The organism is Enterococcus malodoratus ATCC 43197 (assembly GCF_000407185.1).
GTDB lineage: Bacteria > Bacillota > Bacilli > Lactobacillales > Enterococcaceae > Enterococcus_A > Enterococcus_A malodoratus.
This window is the reverse complement of the sequence record NZ_KE136481.1, coordinates 1,781,199-1,799,793: the sequence shown is the minus strand read 5'-3', so window position 1 is coordinate 1,799,793 and position 18,595 is coordinate 1,781,199. Positions and strand designations below refer to the sequence as shown.

General features: G+C 41.2%; 16 protein-coding genes and 1 pseudogene. 13 read left to right on the top strand and 4 right to left on the bottom strand.

Annotation, left to right across the window (positions count from 1 at the left end; all coding sequences use genetic code 11):
* Window positions 1-311 precede the first annotated feature (311 nt).
* The 8 genes and pseudogenes from I585_RS08815 to I585_RS08780 all read left to right on the top strand — a co-directional run bounded on the left by I585_RS08815 (window position 312) and on the right by I585_RS08780 (window position 8,149).
* A complete protein-coding gene (locus tag I585_RS08815) occupies window positions 312-2,342 on the top strand; it encodes a BglG family transcription antiterminator (protein WP_010742722.1) in 2,031 nt (676 codons plus the stop codon).
* A complete protein-coding gene (locus I585_RS08810; RefSeq protein WP_010742723.1) occupies window positions 2,342-2,623 on the top strand; it encodes a PTS sugar transporter subunit IIB in 282 nt (93 codons plus the stop codon). Before I585_RS08815 ends, I585_RS08810 begins: the two co-directional genes overlap by 1 nt.
* Window positions 2,624-2,713: 90 nt before the next feature.
* Complete coding sequence (locus I585_RS08805) at window positions 2,714-4,078, top strand: PTS ascorbate transporter subunit IIC (RefSeq protein ID WP_010742724.1); 1,365 nt, start codon at window positions 2,714-2,716, stop codon at window positions 4,076-4,078.
* A gap of 15 nt (window positions 4,079-4,093) precedes the next feature.
* A pseudogene (locus I585_RS08800) lies at window positions 4,094-4,936 on the top strand (transketolase).
* Window position 4,937: 1 nt separating this feature from the next.
* On the top strand, window positions 4,938-5,888 hold the full coding sequence (locus I585_RS08795; RefSeq protein ID WP_010742727.1) for a transketolase family protein: 951 nt from the start codon (window positions 4,938-4,940) through the stop codon (window positions 5,886-5,888).
* Between the two features lie 84 nt (window positions 5,889-5,972).
* Complete coding sequence (locus tag I585_RS08790) at window positions 5,973-6,671, top strand: NAD-dependent protein deacylase (RefSeq protein WP_010742728.1); 699 nt, start codon at window positions 5,973-5,975, stop codon at window positions 6,669-6,671.
* Between the two features lie 112 nt (window positions 6,672-6,783).
* A complete protein-coding gene (locus I585_RS08785) occupies window positions 6,784-7,617 on the top strand; it encodes a chorismate mutase (protein ID WP_010742729.1) in 834 nt (277 codons plus the stop codon).
* A 1-nt stretch (window position 7,618) separates the two neighbouring features.
* Window positions 7,619-8,149, top strand: a complete 531-nt coding sequence (locus I585_RS08780) for a transcription repressor NadR (protein ID WP_010742730.1) — start codon at window positions 7,619-7,621, stop codon at window positions 8,147-8,149.
* 13 nt (window positions 8,150-8,162) lie between these two features.
* Here I585_RS08780 and def read toward each other — a convergent pair whose 3' ends face one another.
* Entirely contained in the window at window positions 8,163-8,726 is a 564-nt protein-coding gene (gene def, locus I585_RS08775; protein WP_010742731.1) for a peptide deformylase, read from the bottom strand.
* Window positions 8,727-8,992: 266 nt separating this feature from the next.
* On the opposite strand from def, the gene rpsO reads away from it, so the two are divergent.
* The 4 genes from rpsO (at window position 8,993) to I585_RS08755 (ending at window position 14,661) form a co-directional block, all read left to right on the top strand.
* The gene (rpsO, locus tag I585_RS08770; RefSeq protein WP_010742732.1) at window positions 8,993-9,262 is read left to right on the top strand and encodes a 30S ribosomal protein S15; all 270 of its coding nucleotides are present in this window, start codon (window positions 8,993-8,995) and stop codon (window positions 9,260-9,262) included.
* Between the two features lie 274 nt (window positions 9,263-9,536).
* Window positions 9,537-11,666: a polyribonucleotide nucleotidyltransferase gene (gene pnp, locus I585_RS08765; RefSeq protein ID WP_010742733.1), complete on the top strand. Its 2,130-nt coding sequence runs from the start codon at window positions 9,537-9,539 to the stop codon at window positions 11,664-11,666.
* A 290-nt stretch (window positions 11,667-11,956) separates the two neighbouring features.
* On the top strand, window positions 11,957-13,954 hold the full coding sequence (locus tag I585_RS08760) for a KUP/HAK/KT family potassium transporter (RefSeq protein ID WP_010742734.1): 1,998 nt from the start codon (window positions 11,957-11,959) through the stop codon (window positions 13,952-13,954).
* Window positions 13,955-14,127: 173 nt separating this feature from the next.
* Window positions 14,128-14,661 carry a hypothetical protein gene (locus tag I585_RS08755; protein WP_010742735.1) on the top strand — a complete coding sequence of 178 codons (534 nt, stop codon included), beginning with the start codon at window positions 14,128-14,130 and terminating at the stop codon, window positions 14,659-14,661.
* Between the two features lie 3 nt (window positions 14,662-14,664).
* On the opposite strand, the gene I585_RS08750 is transcribed toward I585_RS08755, so the two are convergent.
* The 3 genes from I585_RS08750 to I585_RS08740 form a co-directional block, all read right to left on the bottom strand.
* Window positions 14,665-16,035, bottom strand: a complete 1,371-nt coding sequence (locus tag I585_RS08750; protein WP_010742736.1) for an MATE family efflux transporter — start codon at window positions 16,033-16,035, stop codon at window positions 14,665-14,667.
* A 122-nt stretch (window positions 16,036-16,157) separates the two neighbouring features.
* On the bottom strand, window positions 16,158-16,481 hold the full coding sequence (locus I585_RS08745) for a DUF960 domain-containing protein (RefSeq protein ID WP_010742737.1): 324 nt from the start codon (window positions 16,479-16,481) through the stop codon (window positions 16,158-16,160).
* 211 nt (window positions 16,482-16,692) lie between these two features.
* Window positions 16,693-17,310, bottom strand: coding sequence for a 50S ribosomal protein L25/general stress protein Ctc (locus tag I585_RS08740; RefSeq protein WP_010742738.1), 618 nt, complete (start codon window positions 17,308-17,310; stop codon window positions 16,693-16,695).
* A gap of 559 nt (window positions 17,311-17,869) precedes the next feature.
* Between I585_RS08740 and I585_RS08735 the strand changes: the two genes are divergently transcribed.
* Window positions 17,870-18,586: a 16S rRNA pseudouridine(516) synthase gene (locus I585_RS08735; protein ID WP_010742739.1), complete on the top strand. Its 717-nt coding sequence runs from the start codon at window positions 17,870-17,872 to the stop codon at window positions 18,584-18,586.
* The last annotated feature ends 9 nt before the right edge of the window (window positions 18,587-18,595 follow it).

The following is an 18,595-nucleotide window of genomic DNA, read 5'->3' as shown; positions in this document are numbered from 1 at the left end:
AAGTCAATGGAAATCATTTGGAACGAACAAAAATAATGGGTGAAATTTTTAATCTGCATAGATTTGATTGTTCAAAAAGACAAAAAAATGAAAAAAAAGCTCTTTCTTTGAGAAAAACCACTTTCTTTTCATTTTGACTAAAAGAATTCAACTGAAAAATTGAAGGCTCAATGATACGATTAAGTATTACATAAATAAACAAAAAAGTGCTTCGGTACAATCAAAAGAATTTTTCAAACGTAAATTGTACTGAAGAATGATCGATAATAAAACGGTTACACCCTATACTTTAGTCAGGAGGTGAGGAGAAAGTGAATTACAAGATGAGCTATCTCCTATCCAACAATTTTAATTGTTACGTAACATTAAAAGAAGCAATTCAACAAACGGGTTTGTCTGCCAATGAGCTCGCGACTCAATTAGCAGAGTTAGATTTGACCGTTGAGACAATTGCTGGCACAGAAGAGCAGCGCGTGTTCATCGCACCGATAGCGACTGAACAATGGACGCGAAAGCTCGTAAATGAAACACGAGATTACTTTGTTTACTCCGAGGAGCAGCGGCAAGCGTTGATTTACTTGTTGAGCTATTCCACTTTCGAAGAATTGTCACTGTTTCATTTTCAAGATTTTTTGGAAATCTCAAAAGGGACAGCGATCGCCGACGTGAAAAAACTGCGCAGCTATCTGGCTACGCAACAGATTGAACTGGTTTATTCCAGAAAGCAAGGCTTTTTCCTGAATGGAGCGGAGTTGGAGATTCGGCGCGTTGCTCAAAATTTTGTCGCACAGCTTTTACAAGACACGACTGGAAAGTTTAGTTTGTTTAATTGGTTGAATCACTATGATCTGACTTTATACGCGCGGGTTCGTGATGGCATCCAAGAACAAACCAGTGTCTTGGGACTAACAATCGTACCGAGCCGAATCGATGAGGTCAGCTTATTGATTGGTTTATCTTACAAGCGGATCAAAGAAACCCAGTTGAAAAATTTGTCTGAAATGACCGTTTTGGAATCACTGACAGCCTACCAGGCCAGCGAGCTGTTCCTTCAAGAGGTTTTCAATGAAAGGAATCCGTATGAAGTGGGTTACATGACGATCGCATTGATGACGATCGTGCAAGGCGAGATTCGGGATCTGCAATTAGATTTTCTGCTGAGCTGTTCCGCTGAAATCATTCATCGAATGGAAAATTACTCCGCGATTCAATTCTCCAATTTTCGCGAATTGCTGATGAACTTGTTTTATCATCTTGTCCCGGCCTATTTTCGAATTCGTTTTGGCTTTTACCTGCCGAATGTTTTGATCGAAAATATTCAAATGGATTATCCGGAAATTTTCGATTTCACTAAAGAAGCACTGTATCCATTGGAAAAAGTTGTCGGGCGGAAGATTCCTATCGAAGAAGTCGGCTTCTTTTCGATCCTCTTTGGCGGAGCGATCACGAATCAAAAGGCGGAAGCCGCAGATAAAGATGTACGAGCGTTGATCGTCTGTCCCAGCGGAATCAGCTCATCGTTGATTTTACAGACTGAACTGAAAAAAATGTTCTCGACGATTCGTTTTCAAGAAGCCAGTTCCGTGGATCAATTGCAAAATGTTTCGGAAGAAAATTACGATGTTGTTTTTTCGACTATCCCTTTGGAGAGTAAAAAACGAGTCTATCTCGTCAAACCGTTGATGTCGCAATTAGAAAAAAATCAATTGATCAATCAAGTCCAGGAAGAATTGCTTGTCCCCGGTTTTTCCATGCCCAGTGCCGAAGAAATTCTCAAAGCATTGAGCCCTCATATCGAGTTGAAAAGTGGAGTAACCAAGGAAAAACTATATAAAGTGTTGAACAAGAAAATGAATCGACTAATTGAGCAGAAGGAGGACAATCGTCCAATGCTAACAGAACTTATTACCCCGGAAATGATCCAAATCTGCGATGAGGTCGCTGATTGGGAAACGGCGATTCGTACGGCTGCCAAGCCACTAGTGGCCAGCCGAAAAATCGAAGATCGATATGCAGATGCTATGATCGAAAAAGTAAAACAATATGGGCCTTTTATCCATATCGGTAAAGGCATCGCTTTGCCGCATGCCCGGCCAGAAGATGGGGTAAAGGCATTAGGAATGTCGCTATTAAAAGTAGAAAACCCAGTCTTATTACTGGATGATGAAAAGCATGCGGTTCAATTATTCGTTTGCTTAGCTGCGGTTGATAACGAGGCGCATTTACGAGCGCTATCCAGCCTGACAAAATTATTATCCAATAAAGAAAATTTGGATGATCTATTAGCGGCAACAACTAAAGAAGAAATCACAACTATTTTAACTAGAGGAGAGAATAAATGATGAAATTTGCAGCAGTGTGCGGATCAGGATTAGGATCAAGTTTTATGGTAGAAATGAACATCAATAGCGTTTTACAAGAGTTGGGTGTCACTGATGTCGAAGTTGCTCATTACGATATGGGAAGCGCGACGCCAGACCTTGCAGATGTCTTTTTTGTAGGGACCGATCTAGCAGACAGTGCGCAGCATTTAGGAGAAGTTGTCGTGTTAGACAGCATCATTGATCTGGATGAATTAAAAACCAAGGTACAGGCCGTTTGCGAAGAAAAAGGCTTGCTCTAATTAAACGGAATGATACTACAGGTGATGTGACGAGCAGTCAATTTTCTTTTTTGAAAATGAGTACTTTAAAAGGAAACAGGAGGAATACAAATGAATGGGATTTTAGACATATTAATCGATATCGCAAGTACACCAGCACTATTAGTAGCACTGATTGCTATTTTAGGAAATCTTTTGCAGAAGAAGGATACCGCGTCAATCGTTAAGGGCGGAATTAAAACGTTTGTCGGTTTCTTAGTTGTGACCGCTGGGGCTGGTGTAGTCGAAGGGGCATTGGCACCCTTTGGCGAGATGTTCCAAGCAGCCTTCAATATGCAAGGTGTCGTACCGAATAACGAAGCGATCGTTGCACTAGCGTTAACGAAATATGGTACCTATACAGCACTTATTATGTTAGTCGGAATGGCTTTTAATATTTTGATCGCTCGCTTCACACGCTTTAAATATATCTATTTAACAGGACACGCAACGTTGTATATGTCTTGTATGATCGGTGTAATTTTGAGCGTAACAAAAATGGGATCCGTTCCTTTGGTCCTTTTCGGCGGATTGGCATTAGGAATCGCCAATACGATCTTCCCGGCAGTTGCTCAGCCCTTTACGAAGCAGATTACTAAAAATGATACCGTCGCTTTGGGTCATACGGGGAACTTTGGTTATGCCTTGAGTGGGCTGATCGGAAAATATGTTGGTAATAAAGAAAAATCGACCGAAGATATTAATTTCCCGAAAGGCTTGTCATTTTTACGTGACTCAACTGTAAGTATCACGATTACGATGGCGATCGTTTATGTAGTCGTTGCTCTATTTGCAGGGAATTCTTATGTTTCAACCAATTTGAGTGACGGAACAAACTATATTATTTACTCCTTGCAGCAGGCTGGATCATTTGCGGCCGGAGTATTCGTTATCCTAGCTGGGGTTCGTTTGATCTTGGCGGAAATCGTCCCAGCCTTCAAAGGGATTTCAGAGAAGCTGGTCCCGAATTCAGTTCCTGCCTTGGACTGCCCAATCGTGTTTCCATATGCGCCGAATGCGGTATTGATTGGTTTCCTTACAAGCTTTGTCGGCGGGATTGTAAGTCTGGTGATTATGGTGCTTACGGGTACGACAGTTATCATCCCTGGCGTGGTCCCTCATTTCTTCTGCGGCGCAACCGCCGGAGTTTATGGAAATGCGACTGGTGGATTACGCGGTGCGGTGGTTGGTTCCTTTGTTCATGGGGTAATTATCAGCTTTATGCCGATTCTTTTAATGCCTGTCATGGGTGATTTAGGGTTCCAAGGATCGACCTTCTCGGATACTGACTATGGGGTTGTCGGCATCTTCTTAGGAAACTTAGCGAATGCTGGCGGACAGATCGCAGTTATTTCAGGGATCGTTGCTGTGTTAGCAGTACTGGTTGGCTTGACCGTATTAGGAAAAAACAAAAAATCAAAGGCTGTCTCAGAATAAGAGGAGAAAAACAAAATGGATAGAGAGTTAATAGCAGAGTTAGAAAATCTAGCGGCAAAAATTCGTATCAACAGTATTGAAGCAATTCGCAAAGTTGGTTCGGGACATATTGGCGGCTCGCTTTCTATCGCGGATTTGCTGGCGGTGCTGTATGGCAAACAAATGATTTATGATCCAAAGAATCCGCAATGGTAAAAGCGAGATCGCTTAGTATTATCAAAAGGGCATGCAGGCCCCGCGTTATACAGCGCATTGTCAGCGGTAGGCTTCTTTGATGAAGAATGGTTGTGGACTTTGAATGAAGGCGGCACAAACTTGCCTTCACATCCGGATCGCATAAAAACGCCGGGTGTTGACGCCACCACGGGTTCTTTAGGACAAGGAACATCGTTGGCAGCCGGTATCGCAACCGGTTTGAACATGCAGGGCAGTGAGAATTACGTTTATTTGATCGTCGGCGATGGGGAATTGAATGAAGGACAGTGCTGGGAAGCTTTTCAGTATCTCGCCCACTTTAAGTTGAACCGCTGTATCGTGATTATTGACGAAAATAAAAAACAATTAGATGGAACGACACAAGATATTTTAAATCCTTTTGATATTGAAGAGAAAATGCGGGCTTTCGGGTTTGTCACACATAAAGTTAAGGGTGACGATCTTATCGCCATCGATCAAGCCATCGAAGATTGCAAAAAAATTGAAGATCAGGCTGTTTGCATTGTTTTAGATACCATCAAAGGACAGGGTGTAAAATTCTTTGAGGAGATGGACGCCAATCATTCAGTGAAGTTTGCTAGTGAAGCTGTTCAAATCGCTACAAACCAAGCCCTAGAGGAACTAAGAAAGGGGCGTGCGTAACATGTTTACCTTGGCAGATAATCATGAAATCGGAAAAGAATTACGAGCGACCGTGGTTGATGCACTGAAAGATGTGATGGCAAATGATCCAAAAGTTGTCGCTCTAGATGCAGATCTTGGCGGTGCAAGTAAATGGACAGATATTGCGGAAAATACACCAGACCGTTTTATCAATGTAGGGATTGCGGAAGCGAACATGGTTGGTGTAGCCGCTGGCCTGAGCTTGACTGGTTACACACCTTTCATTCATACTTTTGGTCCATTTGCGACACGGCGGGTGTTAGATCAGATTTATCTTTCCGGAGCTTACGGGGAGAATACCCTCAATATCTTTGGTTCTGATCCCGGTTTTGCGGCTGGGCATAACGGCGGGACGCATACTACTTGGGAAGATATCGCGTTGCTGCGTTCGATTCCAGAGGTAGTAATCTGTGATGCGGCAGACGAGATACAGATGGATTGGATTATCAAAGAATTTGCGAAATTAAAAGGGGTACACTATGTTCGCGGTAATCGAAAGGGTGTAAAAAATGTTTATGCACCGGGCTCAGCTTTTGAAATTGGTAAAGGAAATCTGCTGTGTGAAGGGCAAGATTACTTGATAGTGGCTGCCGGACAGCTTGTCTCCGAGGCATTAGAGGTTGCGGAAAAGCTAGAGGCTGAAGGCAATTCAATGGATGTGATCGATATGTTTACTATTAAACCTCTGGACAAAGAGTTGCTGCTGGAACGTTTTATTGGAAAGAAAGCCGTTATTACGATTGAAAATCATTCGATTACGGGCGGTTTAGGCAGCGCTGTAGCCGAGGTTCTAGCGGATAATGGATTGGCGATACCGTTGACACGAATCGGTGTCAACGAACGCTTCGGTCAAGTTGGGACACCTGATTTTCTACAAACGGCGTTTGGCCTAACCACCGAAAAAATTTTAGAACAGTTAAAAAGTAGATAAAAATAGTTCCCTAAGTCGTTTGACTGGGGAACTATTTTTATTTTACCGCGCATTTATACTATACTAATCCTTGAGGTGACAGAAATGGAAATCACAATCGATCAAGCGGTAAAAATGATTCAGCAAAGTAAAAAAATCACATTTTTGACGGGAGCAGGTGTCTCGACGCCTTCTGGAGTGCCGGATTATCGTTCGTTACAAGGTGTTTATCATGGGCTGGAAGCGCCCGAGTATTTGTTGAGTAATGAATGCTTGATTCACGAACCAGAGAAATTTTACCAATTTGTCAAACACTTATATCACGAGAAAGCTCGACCAAATATTATTCATCAGGCAATGGCTCAGATGGAAAAAACAAAAGATGTCTGGGTAGTTTCGCAAAATATTGATGGACTGCACGCGGCGGCTGGAAGTCAGCACTTAGTGAATTTCCATGGCTCGCTTTATGATTGCTATTGTCGCAAGTGCCATCAATCAGTGGATTGGTCGGAGTATTTACAAAGTGATCAGCATGAAGATTGCGGGGGACAAATCCGACCAAACATTGTTTTGTATGGTGAGGGATTTGAAGAGGCTGTGATTCAACAGGCGATTGCGGCTGTTAGAAACGCGGAACTTGTAGTGATCGTGGGCACAAGCTTCCAAGTTCACCCATTTTGTGATTTAATTTATGAAAAAAGCAGAGACACGAATGTATTAGTGATCAATCAAACACCGATCCAACTAACCGGGGAGTATAGTTTTGTCCAAACGAATGGAACAACGGTCTTTGAAAAAGTGTAAACTGTTCGTTGGCTGGCAGAGTTAGGTGGGAAATTGGTTATTCTAGTTTGTTGAATAGGATGCAACTCAAAAAAAGAATGAATGTTTTTAATAGATATTAGGAGGAAAATGTGTGGAATTAACGGAGAAGGAAAAAATGATCGCCGGAAAATTATATTTCTCCGGCGACCCTGAATTAGTGGCAGATCGAAAAGACGCTCGTATTAAATTGCGCGGGATTAACCAAGAGACTGATAAGAAAAAACGGGAAGAGCTTGTAAAGCAAACGTTTGGCAGGACTAAAAATCGGGTATATGTAGAGCCGACGATCTCTTTTGATTATGGCTATAATATTTTTGTAGGAGAAAATTTCTATTGTAATTTCCACAATGTCTTTTTGGACATTTGTCCAATTACCATTGGAGATAATTGTTTGTTTGGGCCGAATGTCCAACTATATACAGCAAGCCATCCATTAGAGCCAGGAAAGCGGAACAGCGGACAAGAGTTGGGCAAACCGATCACGATCGGCAACAATGTCTGGATTGGCGGGTCTTCGGTAGTGATTCCCGGTGTAACACTAGGTGATAATGTGGTCGTTGCTGCTGGTGCAGTGGTGACGAAATCTTTTCCAGCGAATGTCGTAGTAGGTGGAAATCCCGCTCAGATCATCAAAACGATTGAAGAGGAATCGGACAAAGATGCACTGACTCAAGCGCGGGAAAAAATCGATCACATCGATCGTGAAATAATTGCATTGTTAGAAAAACGAATGTCGGCGGTTAGTGAAGTCACAGCTTATAAAGCGCAAACGAAAAAAGCTGTTTTGGATACCTCTCGTGAGGAGACAGTCTTGGCAAACGTTGCCGATTTAGTGAAAGATGAGAATTATCGTGAAACGATTGTTGAGACATTTAAGGATATTATGAAACAGTCAAGAAAATATCAAGAAGGGCGGTTAGAATAGTATGGTTGATGGCGACAGACGCAAGGCACAGATTTTAGAAGCGTTGCAGCAAGCAGAAAAACCCATCAGTGCCACGAGCTTTGCTAAAGAATTTAGTGTAAGCCGTCAGATTGTGGTCGGGGATGTGGCCCTTTTGAGAGCCGCAGGAGAAAATATTATTGCGACTGCTCGCGGCTATTTATTGGAACGCGAGTCGGAAAAATTGATCAGTAAGCTCGCGGTACAGCATAGTCCCGAACAGACCGAAGATGAATTGCGTACAATCGTTGAACATGGCGGTGAAGTTATCGATGTAGTGGTAGAACATCCTTTATATGGTGAATTAGTCGGCGGATTGCATTTGGCATCACAACAAGACGTTTCGGACTTCATTGAAGAGGCCGATAGATTGCAGGTGACACTTTTGTCCGAATTAACTGCGGGGATTCATCTGCACACGATTGCCTACGAAACACTGGAGGATCTAACAGAGATCAAAGCGGCGCTTTCGGAAAAAGGAATTTTATATGAAGAAAAACACCATTCAGCCTGAATGGTGTTTTCGTTTATTCAATGACTAAGACACCGTCTTTCAATTGCAACGGATTCTTTTCGTCAATATGATCATAGAACATGATACCGTTAATGTGGTCGATCTCATGCTGTACTACGATGGCGTTATAATTTTTCAAACGAATCTTATGCTTTTCGCCTTCTGCGTCAAAATAAGAAACGGTAATTCTTGCAGCGCGAACGACGTAACCAGGTACTTCGCGATCAACTGAAAGGCAGCCTTCACCTTCGCCTAGACAAGCTTCTTGGACCGAGTGGCTCAAGACTTTAGGATTGTACATTACGGTGCTGATACCGCTCTCCGGTTTTTCTGGATCGACGCTTGGAACATGGACCGCGATGATCCGTTTTGAGACATCTAATTGGGGAGCCGCCAAGCCGACACCGCCGCGTAACTGTAATTCTTCTGCTTTTTCAGGGTCTTGACTATTTTTAAGAAATTGCAACATTTCTTTTCCAAGTTCCACGTCTTCAGCAGTTGGAGGAATCGGGACTTCTTTGGCAACAGCCCGTAATGTCGGATGGCCTTCCCGAATTATATCATCCATAGTGATCATTAAAAAATCTCCTCTCAATACTGTATTTCATCACGTTAGTTTAACACAAAAAGTAAGTAAGGTAAAAAAACTGTCTTCAATAATAGTGTTCCTTAAAAAGATTGTAATGATTCTAAAAGATTGGCTTAAATTGTTGTACAGCTTGATTTTTTAGAACAAATAAAGTAAAGTGTTAGAGTGTGCATAGCGCACCACCTATCACTTGGTTAGGCGATTCACCAACGCTTTACTCAGTCATAGGAAGAAAAAAGGAAGAGGTGAAAACCATGGCATTATCAAAAGAACGTAAAAACGAAATCATCAATGACTTTGCTCGCCATGAAGGAGATACTGGTTCTCCAGAAGTACAGATCGCTGTATTAACGGAAGAAATCAATCAACTAAATGAGCATGCACGTGTCCACAAAAAAGACCACCATTCATACCGCGGTCTAATGAAAAAAGTTGGTCATCGTCGTAACTTGTTAGCTTACTTACGTAAGAACGAAGTACAACGTTACCGTGAATTAATCCAACGTCTAGGACTACGTCGTTAATTCGTACTACTATTAAAAGTGAGGTTCCTAGGAATCTCACTTTTTTTGCTAGTTATACTTTTTGTTTTGAATTTTTACGATAGAAAATTCATATAGTATAAATGAATCAGCCTGATGATTTTAATTCAGTAATCATCTGAGCCAAGCTCAGATAAAATAAAAAAACCTTTGATTGGCGTGTTGTCACTCTACTAACCAAATGCAAGAAGCGAATGATTTCGCTGTTTTCATTTGTTTAGTAGCGTCGCACTGGTCAAAGGGAAAAGGAGAAATTATGTCAGAAAAACAAGTTTTCAAAACCACTTGGGGCGGACGCCCTCTGCAAGTTGAAATCGGTCAGCTTGCCAAACAAGCCAATGGCGCAGTCTTAGTTCGCTATGGCGATACAGTCGTATTAAGTGCGGCGGTTGCCTCAAAAGAAGCGAAGGATACGAACTTTTTCCCATTAACAATTAATTACGAAGAAAAAATGTATGCAGTGGGTAAAATCCCTGGCGGCTTTATCAAACGTGAAGGTCGTCCAAGTACAGATGCGACATTAACTGCACGTTTAATTGACCGTCCAATTCGTCCAATGTTTGCGGATGGTTTCCGTAACGAAGTTCAAGTAACAAACGTTGTAATGAGTGTAGAACAAGATTGTTCACCAGCGATGGCAGCGATGTTTGGTTCTTCATTAGCGTTAGCTATCTCGGATGTTCCATTTGACGGGCCTATCGCAGGTGTTGACGTAGGTCGTGTGAATGGCGAATACGTGTTGAATCCTACTGTGGAACAACATGCAGAATCAGATATCGACTTAACGGTTGCCGGAACTAAGCAAGCTATCAACATGGTAGAATCTGGTGCAAAAGAAGTTTCTGAAGAAGATATGCTAGGCGCATTGCTGTTTGGTTTCGAAGCAATCAAAGAAATGGTCGCTTTCCAATCTGAAATCGTTGCGGCAGTCGGTAAAGAAAAAATGGAAATTTCTTTATTACAAGTGGACGCTGAATTGAAAAAAGAAATCTTCGACAGCTATTATTCAACAATGAAAACAGCTGTAATGACGATGGATAAATTAGATCGCGAAGATGAAATCGAAAAGGTTAAAGAAACCGTTAAAGAAGTTTACGCTGAAAAATTTGCAAATGTTGAAACAGAAGATTTAGTTCAAATTACTAAAGAAGTAAAACAAATTGCAGAAGATCTTGAAAAAGATGTGGTTCGTGAGTTGATCACGATCGACAAAATTCGTCCTGATGGCCGTCAATTAGACGAAATTCGTCCATTGGCTGCTGAAACAGGTCTATTGCCGCGGGTTCACGGTTCTGGTCTATTCACTCGGGGACAAACGCAAGCATTGTCTGCTTGTACATTGGCTCCTTTAGGCGAACATCAAATTATTGATGGTTTGGGATCAGTTGAAAGCAAACGATTCATCCATCATTACAATTTCCCGCAATTCTCAGTTGGTTCAACAGGTCGTGCGGGCTCACCAGGTCGTCGTGAAATCGGTCATGGTGCATTAGGGGAACGTGCTTTAGCTCAAATTATCCCAAGTGAAGAAGATTTCCCTTACACAATTCGTCTAGTAGCGGAAGTGTTGGAATCAAATGGTTCTTCTTCCCAAGCAAGTATTTGTGCTGGAACATTGGCTTTGATGGATGCTGGGGTACCAATTAAAGCACCAGTTGCCGGGATCGCAATGGGACTTGTTTCTGATGGTGAAAACTACACGATCTTAACCGATATCCAAGGGTTAGAAGATCACCTTGGCGACATGGACTTTAAAGTTGCTGGAACAAAAGATGGGATCACTGCACTTCAAATGGATATCAAGATCCAAGGGATCACTGAACAAATCCTTTCTGAAGCATTGGTTCAAGCGAAAAAAGCCCGGATGGAAATCCTTGAAGTCTTAACAGATACAATTGCTGCACCACGTGAAGAATTAAGCCCATACGCACCGAAGATTGAAATGATCCAAATCGATCCAGATAAGATCAAGACAGTTATCGGTAAAGGCGGCGACACAATCAATGGAATCATTGATGAAACTGGCGTGAAGATCGATATCGATCAAGACGGCAATGTCAGCATCGCTTCATCTGACGCAGACATGATCAAGAAAGCCATCAAGATCATTGAAGAATTGACCAAAGAAGTCAAAGTCGGCGAAGTTTACTTAGGTAAAGTCGTTCGTGTTGAAAAATTTGGTGCTTTTGTAAACTTGATCAAGGGCAAAGACGCATTGGTTCATATTTCACAACTTGCCAACGAACGTGTCAATAAAGTTGAAGACGTTGTAAAAATGGGTGATGAAGTCCTAGTTAAGGTTACAGAAATCGATCGTCAAGGTCGTGTGAACGCTTCTCGTAAAGCTATGCTGAAAGAAGAAGAAAGCAAAAAAGAAGAAAAATAGTTTCTATTTTGAGGGTATTCTTTGACAATTCTCTTTGAAAACTGGATAATACGGTTAAGTTTTAGGGGAGTAGCGACATAGAGTAAACTCTATGCTTTTAGATCAACAACTAGTGCTCAGCGCTGGTCTAAGAGATAATTTGCAAGACCTAAACAATAGTGGAAGCTGTTGTTTAGGTCTTTTTTGCGAGTTTCACTTCCTGCTTTAGCGGATTCGCGCAGCAAACTTGAAACTTTTATATAGAAAAATGAATACCGATTCAGCATTTGGCTGTAACAGGAGTGTGCGAAATGGAAAAAAAGAAAGAACATATCAAAAAGCTTTCAGCGGCAGGGCTGTTGATTGCGATGGGTGTCGTTTATGGCGATATTGGAACAAGCCCATTATATGTAATGAAAGCTATTTTGGAAGAAAATGGCGGATTAAGTACTGTAACTCAAGATTTTGTTCTGGGTGCGGTCTCGTTAGTTTTTTGGACGGTGATGCTGTTAACTACCGTTAAATATGTATTGATCGCTTTAAGAGCCGATAATCATGGTGAGGGAGGAATTTTCTCATTGTATACGTTGGTGCGCAAAGGCGGTAAATATTTGATCGTGCCGGCGATGATTGGTGGGGCGGCATTACTGGCAGATGGTGTGTTGACGCCAGCCGTGACAGTAACAACAGCGATCGAAGGTTTGCGGGGAATTCCTGATTTTTATCAAGAATTTGGGAATAATCAAAATGTCATTGTAATCATTACGTTAGTGATTTTGCTCTTTTTATTTTTGATTCAGCGATTTGGGACGGACTTCGTTGGGAAGGCCTTTGGACCGATCATGTTTTTATGGTTTACATTTTTGGGGTTGATGGGGCTGTTAAATATTCCGTATGACTTCAGTGTAATCAAGGCTTTGAATCCCTATTATGCAATCCATTTATTGTTCAACCCCGATAATAAAATGGGTATCTTTATTTTGGGAAGTATTTTCTTGGCAACGACGGGTGCCGAGGCATTGTATTCTGACTTGGGACATGTAGGTAAAAAGAATATTCGTTTCAGCTGGCCCTATGTTTTGCTTTGTTTAATGTTAAACTATGCGGGACAAGCGGCATGGATTTTACATGCGAAGGGCAATGCTTCAATTGAAGGAATCGAAAATTTAAATCCTTTCTTCCAAATTTTACCGGATGGCTGGATGATTTTCGGGGTAGTCTTTGCGACGATCGCTGCGGTTATCGCTTCCCAGGCTTTGATCTCTGGCTCGTTCACATTAGTATCTGAAGCGATTAAACTGAAATTATTGCCAAGAATGCGGATCATGTATCCTGGGAAAAGCATTGGGCAGATGTACATTCCCGCGATCAATATGATTTTGTGGGGGGCCTGTTCGTTAATCGTCTTGACGTTCCGTACATCGAGTCATATGGAAGCAGCCTATGGCCTATCCATTACAGTAACCATGTTGATGACAACTTTCTTGTTGTATCATTATTTACTGCAAAATGGAACATCACGGATTTTAGCTGGTTTGATGCTGCTCTTTTTCGGTACGTTAGAAGGATTTTTCTTCCTCTCGAGTGTTACCAAATTTTTCCACGGTGGGTTTGTAGCAGTGGGAATGGCACTCTTGATATTGAGTGTCATGTATATTTGGTATCGCAGCAATCGCGTACAAGAAAATGCCAGCCAAGATGTGAATTTTAAGGATTATCTCCCGCAATTACAAGAATTGCATAGTGATGAAAAAATTCCTTATTATCAAACCAACGTGGTCTTTTTAGTTCCGCGTTTGGATGGTGATAAAATTCCTCAACAGTTTATCTACTCGATTTTAGATAAACGCTTGAAACGGGCAAAAGTCTATTGGTTTGTAAATGTTGAAGTAACGGATGAACCGTACACGGAAGAGTACAGTATCGATATGATGGGAACGGATTTCATCGTTAAGGTCAAGCTGTTCTTAGGTTTTCGTGTCGCGCAGGACGTCAATGTTTACTTGCGCCAAATTATTCATGATTTGATGAAACAAGGAAGGCTGCCAAAACAACCGCAGCATTATTCTTTGACACCGGGACGTCAAGTTGGTGATTTTCGCTTTGTGATGATCCAAGAAGTCTTGTCTACGACGACGAAGTTAGATAAATGGGATCGTCAAGTTATGCAGGCACGACTGGCAATTAAGCACCATACGGTTACTCCAGAACGCTGGTTTGGGATAGAGTATAGTGAAGTAACCTATGAAACAGTGCCGTTGATCGTTGGTGAAACAAGAAAAACGTGGCTTAAGGAACGAAAAATATAGATTCTTAGAAATAGGGAGTTCAATCTCTAAGAAAAGACTGATCCAAACACTCTCATCCAAAAAATTTATTCTTAATAAGAGCTTTTGGCTTAAAGAAAAGTCAAAAGCTCTTTTCTTTTTATTGCTAATAAGTTAAATTAAGATTAGAAAATAGTGAAGAGGAGGGTTGCAAAATGGAAATGACAATATCGGGATTAAGAGAAAAACTTCGTGAAGCGGATGACGAACAGTTAAGAGAATTGATCTGTCAGCTATACAAACATTCTGAAATCTCTCAACAAATTGTCGATTCGCGCTTTTTGGGAGATGATTACGGATTACGTTTGGCCAAAGCGACCAAGCAAAAATTGGATCAGGCATTTTTCCCACGAGGAAAGATTGATTATTCCTTGGATCAGGCCAAGGAGTTATTGCGGCACTTCCGAAAAAGCTGCTTAAATCAACGAGCATTAATTGATGTAGAACTCTATTTTGTAGAGTGCGGATTGGATTTTGCGGGTATTTTTGGAGAGTCGGATGAATTAGTCAAAGATTTGTTGATTACGAATTATGCTTCGGCAGTGGCGCGAATTTTAGAGGATGATTCGCAAATTTATTTTCATCTCTATTTTTCTAGATGCAACCAGATTATTGATACAGCCAAAGAGTTTACTTCAGAATTTTCACAAAATATGCTGAATGTTTACTATCAGCTAGCAAAAGAGTGAGGCCTAGGCCTCACTCTTTATTTGCAGATGGACTTGCTGTTCATGATCCAATTTTTTCAAATGTCTCATCGCTTTGAAGTAGGAAGCCAACAAGACAGCTGTTGAACCAATCCAAGCCAAAGGAGAAGCAAAAGCAGCACCCGCAAAACCAAAGGCATGAGTCAAGATAATAGCAGCGAAGGAACGCATAACTAATTCCATGATCCCGGCAATTGTCGGGATTTTTGCTTGTCCTAATCCTTGTAAAGTGTATCGAAGAATAAATAAGATAGCCAAAACCCAATACAAGGAACCGTTGATATTGAAATAAGTCTGCGCTAATTCAAATACTTGTACTTCACTCCGACTTACAAATAGAGCGACGAAGAAGTGACCACAAGTTATTACCAGCACACCGGCAAGAATACTAAATGCAATACTCATCATCAAACATTGTTTGACGCCGCGTAAAATTCGTCCATATTCCTTCGCGCCTAAATTCTGTGCCGTGAAAGTCGCCATGGTAATACCAAAAGACATCATAGGCAAAATCGCAAATTGATCGATTCGGTTAGCCGTTGTTTGAGCAGCAACAACATCGGTTCCTAAAGTATTCAGGGCAGATTGTAAAATTACCGCCCCAATCGCAATAATGGATGACTGAAATCCCATTGGTAAAGCTGCGTTTAGATGTGCTCGGAAATCTTGTTTATCGAAAGTGAAATGTTTTCGACTGATTTGCAGCAGAGGGATTTTCCTGCGAATAAACCAGACACACATGAGGCTTGCTGATACTTGTGCAATGACTGTAGCGAATCCGGCTCCGGCAACCCCCATATGAAAATAAATAATAAAAACGAGATCTAAAACAACATTGATTACGACTGCAAATGCCAAGAAAAATAAAGGAGTCCGACTATCACCTAGGGCTCGAACCATATTAGATAAAAGGTTAAAGCTCATTGAGGCGAAAATTCCGGCTAGAATGACTGAAATAAATTCTTGCGCTTGATTTAAAAGTTCCGGCGGCGTTTGCATCAAAAGTAGTAAAGGACGCAAAAATAGCAAACTCAAAGTTGTTAAAACAACAGTTACTCCGAGGCTGATCATAATAGAGGTGGCGAAACTTTTTCGAACCCCTTGAGCATCCTTAGCACCAAACCGCTGCGCTGTAATGATCGAGAGACCCGCTGTCAATCCTTGCGCAAAACCAATAATCAAAAAACTGACACTGCTGGTGGCCCCAACTGCGGCAAGCGCATCTTTTCCTAAAGTCTGCCCAACCACGACCATGTCCACCATGCTATAAAATTGCTGAAAAACATTTCCTACAAATAAAGGCAAAGCGAATAGAATAATCAGCTTTGCTGGATTTCCATGAGTCAACTCTTTCATTTTTTTCCTGCTTTCTAAAAAAATTTTCTGATTGATAGTACCACATATTTTTCTGAAAGCAAGAGTCTCGCTTAAAATGTTAAGAAAAAAAGACAACCCTCAAAAAAGGATTGTCTTATCAGCTAACGTTGGCGAATCTCATTCGGCAACAAAATAGTTTGACGGCTGCCGTCATCATAAGCATAGACCTCTTGCGGAAACTCATTAGAGTAGCCAAAGGGTAAATCAATTCCCATCTCAACGCTGCTTCCTTCTTGAGAGAAGTGCATCGTGACATGGCCATCATTGTTGATTAAGTCAAAACTTAAGATATTTTCTAATGGGATCAAACCCTTCAAGTCTAAGTCAATGATATACCAGATACTATCAATCAGCTCGCCCGGCAAGCTGGACACCACACCGACAGAGGCATAACGACTTTTTTTCGAATCAAATGTTTCAAACATAGATTTTCCTCCTTTAGTTGGAATCACTTACTTAAAGTACAAGTAAGCTTTGTAGTGACTTATTGTAAATCTTTTTTTCCAAAAAGACCACTCATTGTGCTTGGTATATAAGAAAAAGTAAAAGAACGTACATTGCTGATCAGGTTAAGAGATAGTTAATACCATAAAAAGAGGCATGCCGAAATATCTTTCGGCATGCCCCGCTAAGTTTCTATTCTTCCGTTGATTCGCCGATGACTTCTGGTTCAGCGCCTTCAGCAGGAGCGTCTTCTTCAGGAAGTTCTTGAGCTTCTTGGATCGCTGCGATTTGTTCTTCAGCATCCGTTACGATCGTGTAATCAGCGTTTTTAGGTAGGTCGCCGATAGAGATCGATTCGCCAATTTCTAATCCAGAGATGTCTACTTCGATACCTTCTGGTAATTTTTCTGGTGTTGCGGAAACAGTTACTGTATAAAGTGTTTGAGTTAATACACCGCCAGCTTTCACGCCTGCAGATTCACCAACTAAGTTGATTTCTGTTTCTGCTTCTGTTTCTTCTGATAAGTTTACTGATAATAATTCAACGTGAGTTAAACGATGAGTAAAAGTATCCATTTGAGATCCGCGCAATAAAGTATTTACTTTTTTGCCGCCAATTTCAATTGTAAAAACAGTGTTTGCACCATTTTCACGCAATAATTTTGAGAAGTCACGTTCATCGATTGAGATAGGTGTGCTTTCTACTTTGTAACCATTAACGACTGCAGGGACTTTTCCTTCGTGACGCAATTGATTGCGAACGGAACGGGGACGAGTTGCTCTTTCTTCTACTTTCAATGATACTGCCATAACCAAATTCCTCCTTAAAATGTGACTGTCTGTGGTTTGTTCAGACAGATTTTATTTAAGTGACGGGTTATTCTCAGCACAATGGCTTCGCGAAAACGCAAAAAGACAGTCGAATACACAACTGTCCAAAAAAAGTCTAAGTTCAACTTTCTCTACCAGGTCGTAACGCTGTGTATGAGAAACCTTTGACACCGAAGTGTCGATTCACTTAATCATACGAATCTCTGACTCGTATAATTAAATTCTAGGACGTATCTCATGAAATTGCAAGGATAATCCCTTTTCTTTATTGAAAAGAGACAAAAGGAGTAAGCCAAAAAGTTTAAGAAAAGACTTTCATACGGGGGATTGTTTAAGAAGTTACCAAAGAGAATTTTGAAAGAAAAAAATTTTTCAACTAAAGGTTAGTCAGGACGAAAGCTTTACCTCAATGACAGATCTGGGTGATGTGACGTTTACCCTCAAAAATGAATAAAATGTAAAGACAAGACCTAAGTGGTTTTGTCTTTTTTTGAAATTTCGGTATAATGAGTCCGTCAGATTTGAAGGAGTTTCAAAAATGCGATTAGACAAAGTAATCGAACAAAATTTAGCGACAACTCGCAAAGAAATGAAGCGTTTGTTTCTTATGAAGAAAGTCTTTGTTGATGGTGTTGCTGAATTCAATCAGCAGCGCAACGTGGATAGCCAACTGCATGAAATCCAGGTTAATGGTCAGAATCTGCAGACGAACCATGTCTATTATTTACTGAATAAACCAGCAGGTGTTGTAACCGCGAAGAGCGACTCGAAATTTCAAACAGTAATAGAATTGATCGCGAAAGCTGAACGTCCGGCCGACTTGTATCCGGTCGGGCGTTTGGATCGTGACACAACAGGGTTATTACTTTTGACTGATAATGGCCAGTTAGGGTATGATCTTTTGCAACCAGGCTCCAAGGTAACGAAAACATATCGTGCGACGGTCAATGAAATGGTGACACACGAAGATATCTCGGCATTTGAAGAAGGCATCGTTTTTCACGGAGGGATTCGTTGTCAGCCAGCACAATTGGAAATTTTGAGTTCTGAGCCGAGCCATTCGGAAGTATTGCTGACAATTCGAGAAGGAAAATTTCATCAAGTCAAAAAAATGTTTTTGGCTTGTGGGAAAAAAGTAACAAGTTTGAAGCGACTTACGATGGGACCGCTACAGTTGCCGGAAGATTTGGCGCAAGGCGACTATCGTTCACTGGCACAAGAGGAGCTTCAACAATTAAAATCATATTTTAGATAGAAGGTTTGA

Excerpts from the sequence above, each read along its gene's own strand:
- I585_RS08805 (WP_010742724.1), top strand. The coding sequence starts at position 2,714 with ATGAATGGGATTTTAGACATATTAATCGATATCGCAAGTACACCAGCA.
- rpsO (WP_010742732.1), top strand. The coding sequence starts at position 8,993 with ATGGCATTATCAAAAGAACGTAAAAACGAAATCATCAATGACTTTGCT.
- I585_RS08790 (WP_010742728.1), top strand. The coding sequence starts at position 5,973 with ATGGAAATCACAATCGATCAAGCGGTAAAAATGATTCAGCAAAGTAAA.
- def (WP_010742731.1), bottom strand. The coding sequence starts at position 8,726 with ATGATCACTATGGATGATATAATTCGGGAAGGCCATCCGACATTACGG.
- I585_RS08810 (WP_010742723.1), top strand. The coding sequence starts at position 2,342 with ATGAAATTTGCAGCAGTGTGCGGATCAGGATTAGGATCAAGTTTTATG.
- I585_RS08740 (WP_010742738.1), bottom strand. The coding sequence starts at position 17,310 with ATGGCAGTATCATTGAAAGTAGAAGAAAGAGCAACTCGTCCCCGTTCC.
- pnp (WP_010742733.1), top strand. The coding sequence starts at position 9,537 with ATGTCAGAAAAACAAGTTTTCAAAACCACTTGGGGCGGACGCCCTCTG.
- I585_RS08795 (WP_010742727.1), top strand. The coding sequence starts at position 4,938 with ATGTTTACCTTGGCAGATAATCATGAAATCGGAAAAGAATTACGAGCG.
- I585_RS08755 (WP_010742735.1), top strand. The coding sequence starts at position 14,128 with ATGGAAATGACAATATCGGGATTAAGAGAAAAACTTCGTGAAGCGGAT.
- I585_RS08780 (WP_010742730.1), top strand. The coding sequence starts at position 7,619 with ATGGTTGATGGCGACAGACGCAAGGCACAGATTTTAGAAGCGTTGCAG.
- I585_RS08760 (WP_010742734.1), top strand. The coding sequence starts at position 11,957 with ATGGAAAAAAAGAAAGAACATATCAAAAAGCTTTCAGCGGCAGGGCTG.
- I585_RS08750 (WP_010742736.1), bottom strand. The coding sequence starts at position 16,035 with ATGAAAGAGTTGACTCATGGAAATCCAGCAAAGCTGATTATTCTATTC.
- I585_RS08735 (WP_010742739.1), top strand. The coding sequence starts at position 17,870 with ATGCGATTAGACAAAGTAATCGAACAAAATTTAGCGACAACTCGCAAA.
- I585_RS08745 (WP_010742737.1), bottom strand. The coding sequence starts at position 16,481 with ATGTTTGAAACATTTGATTCGAAAAAAAGTCGTTATGCCTCTGTCGGT.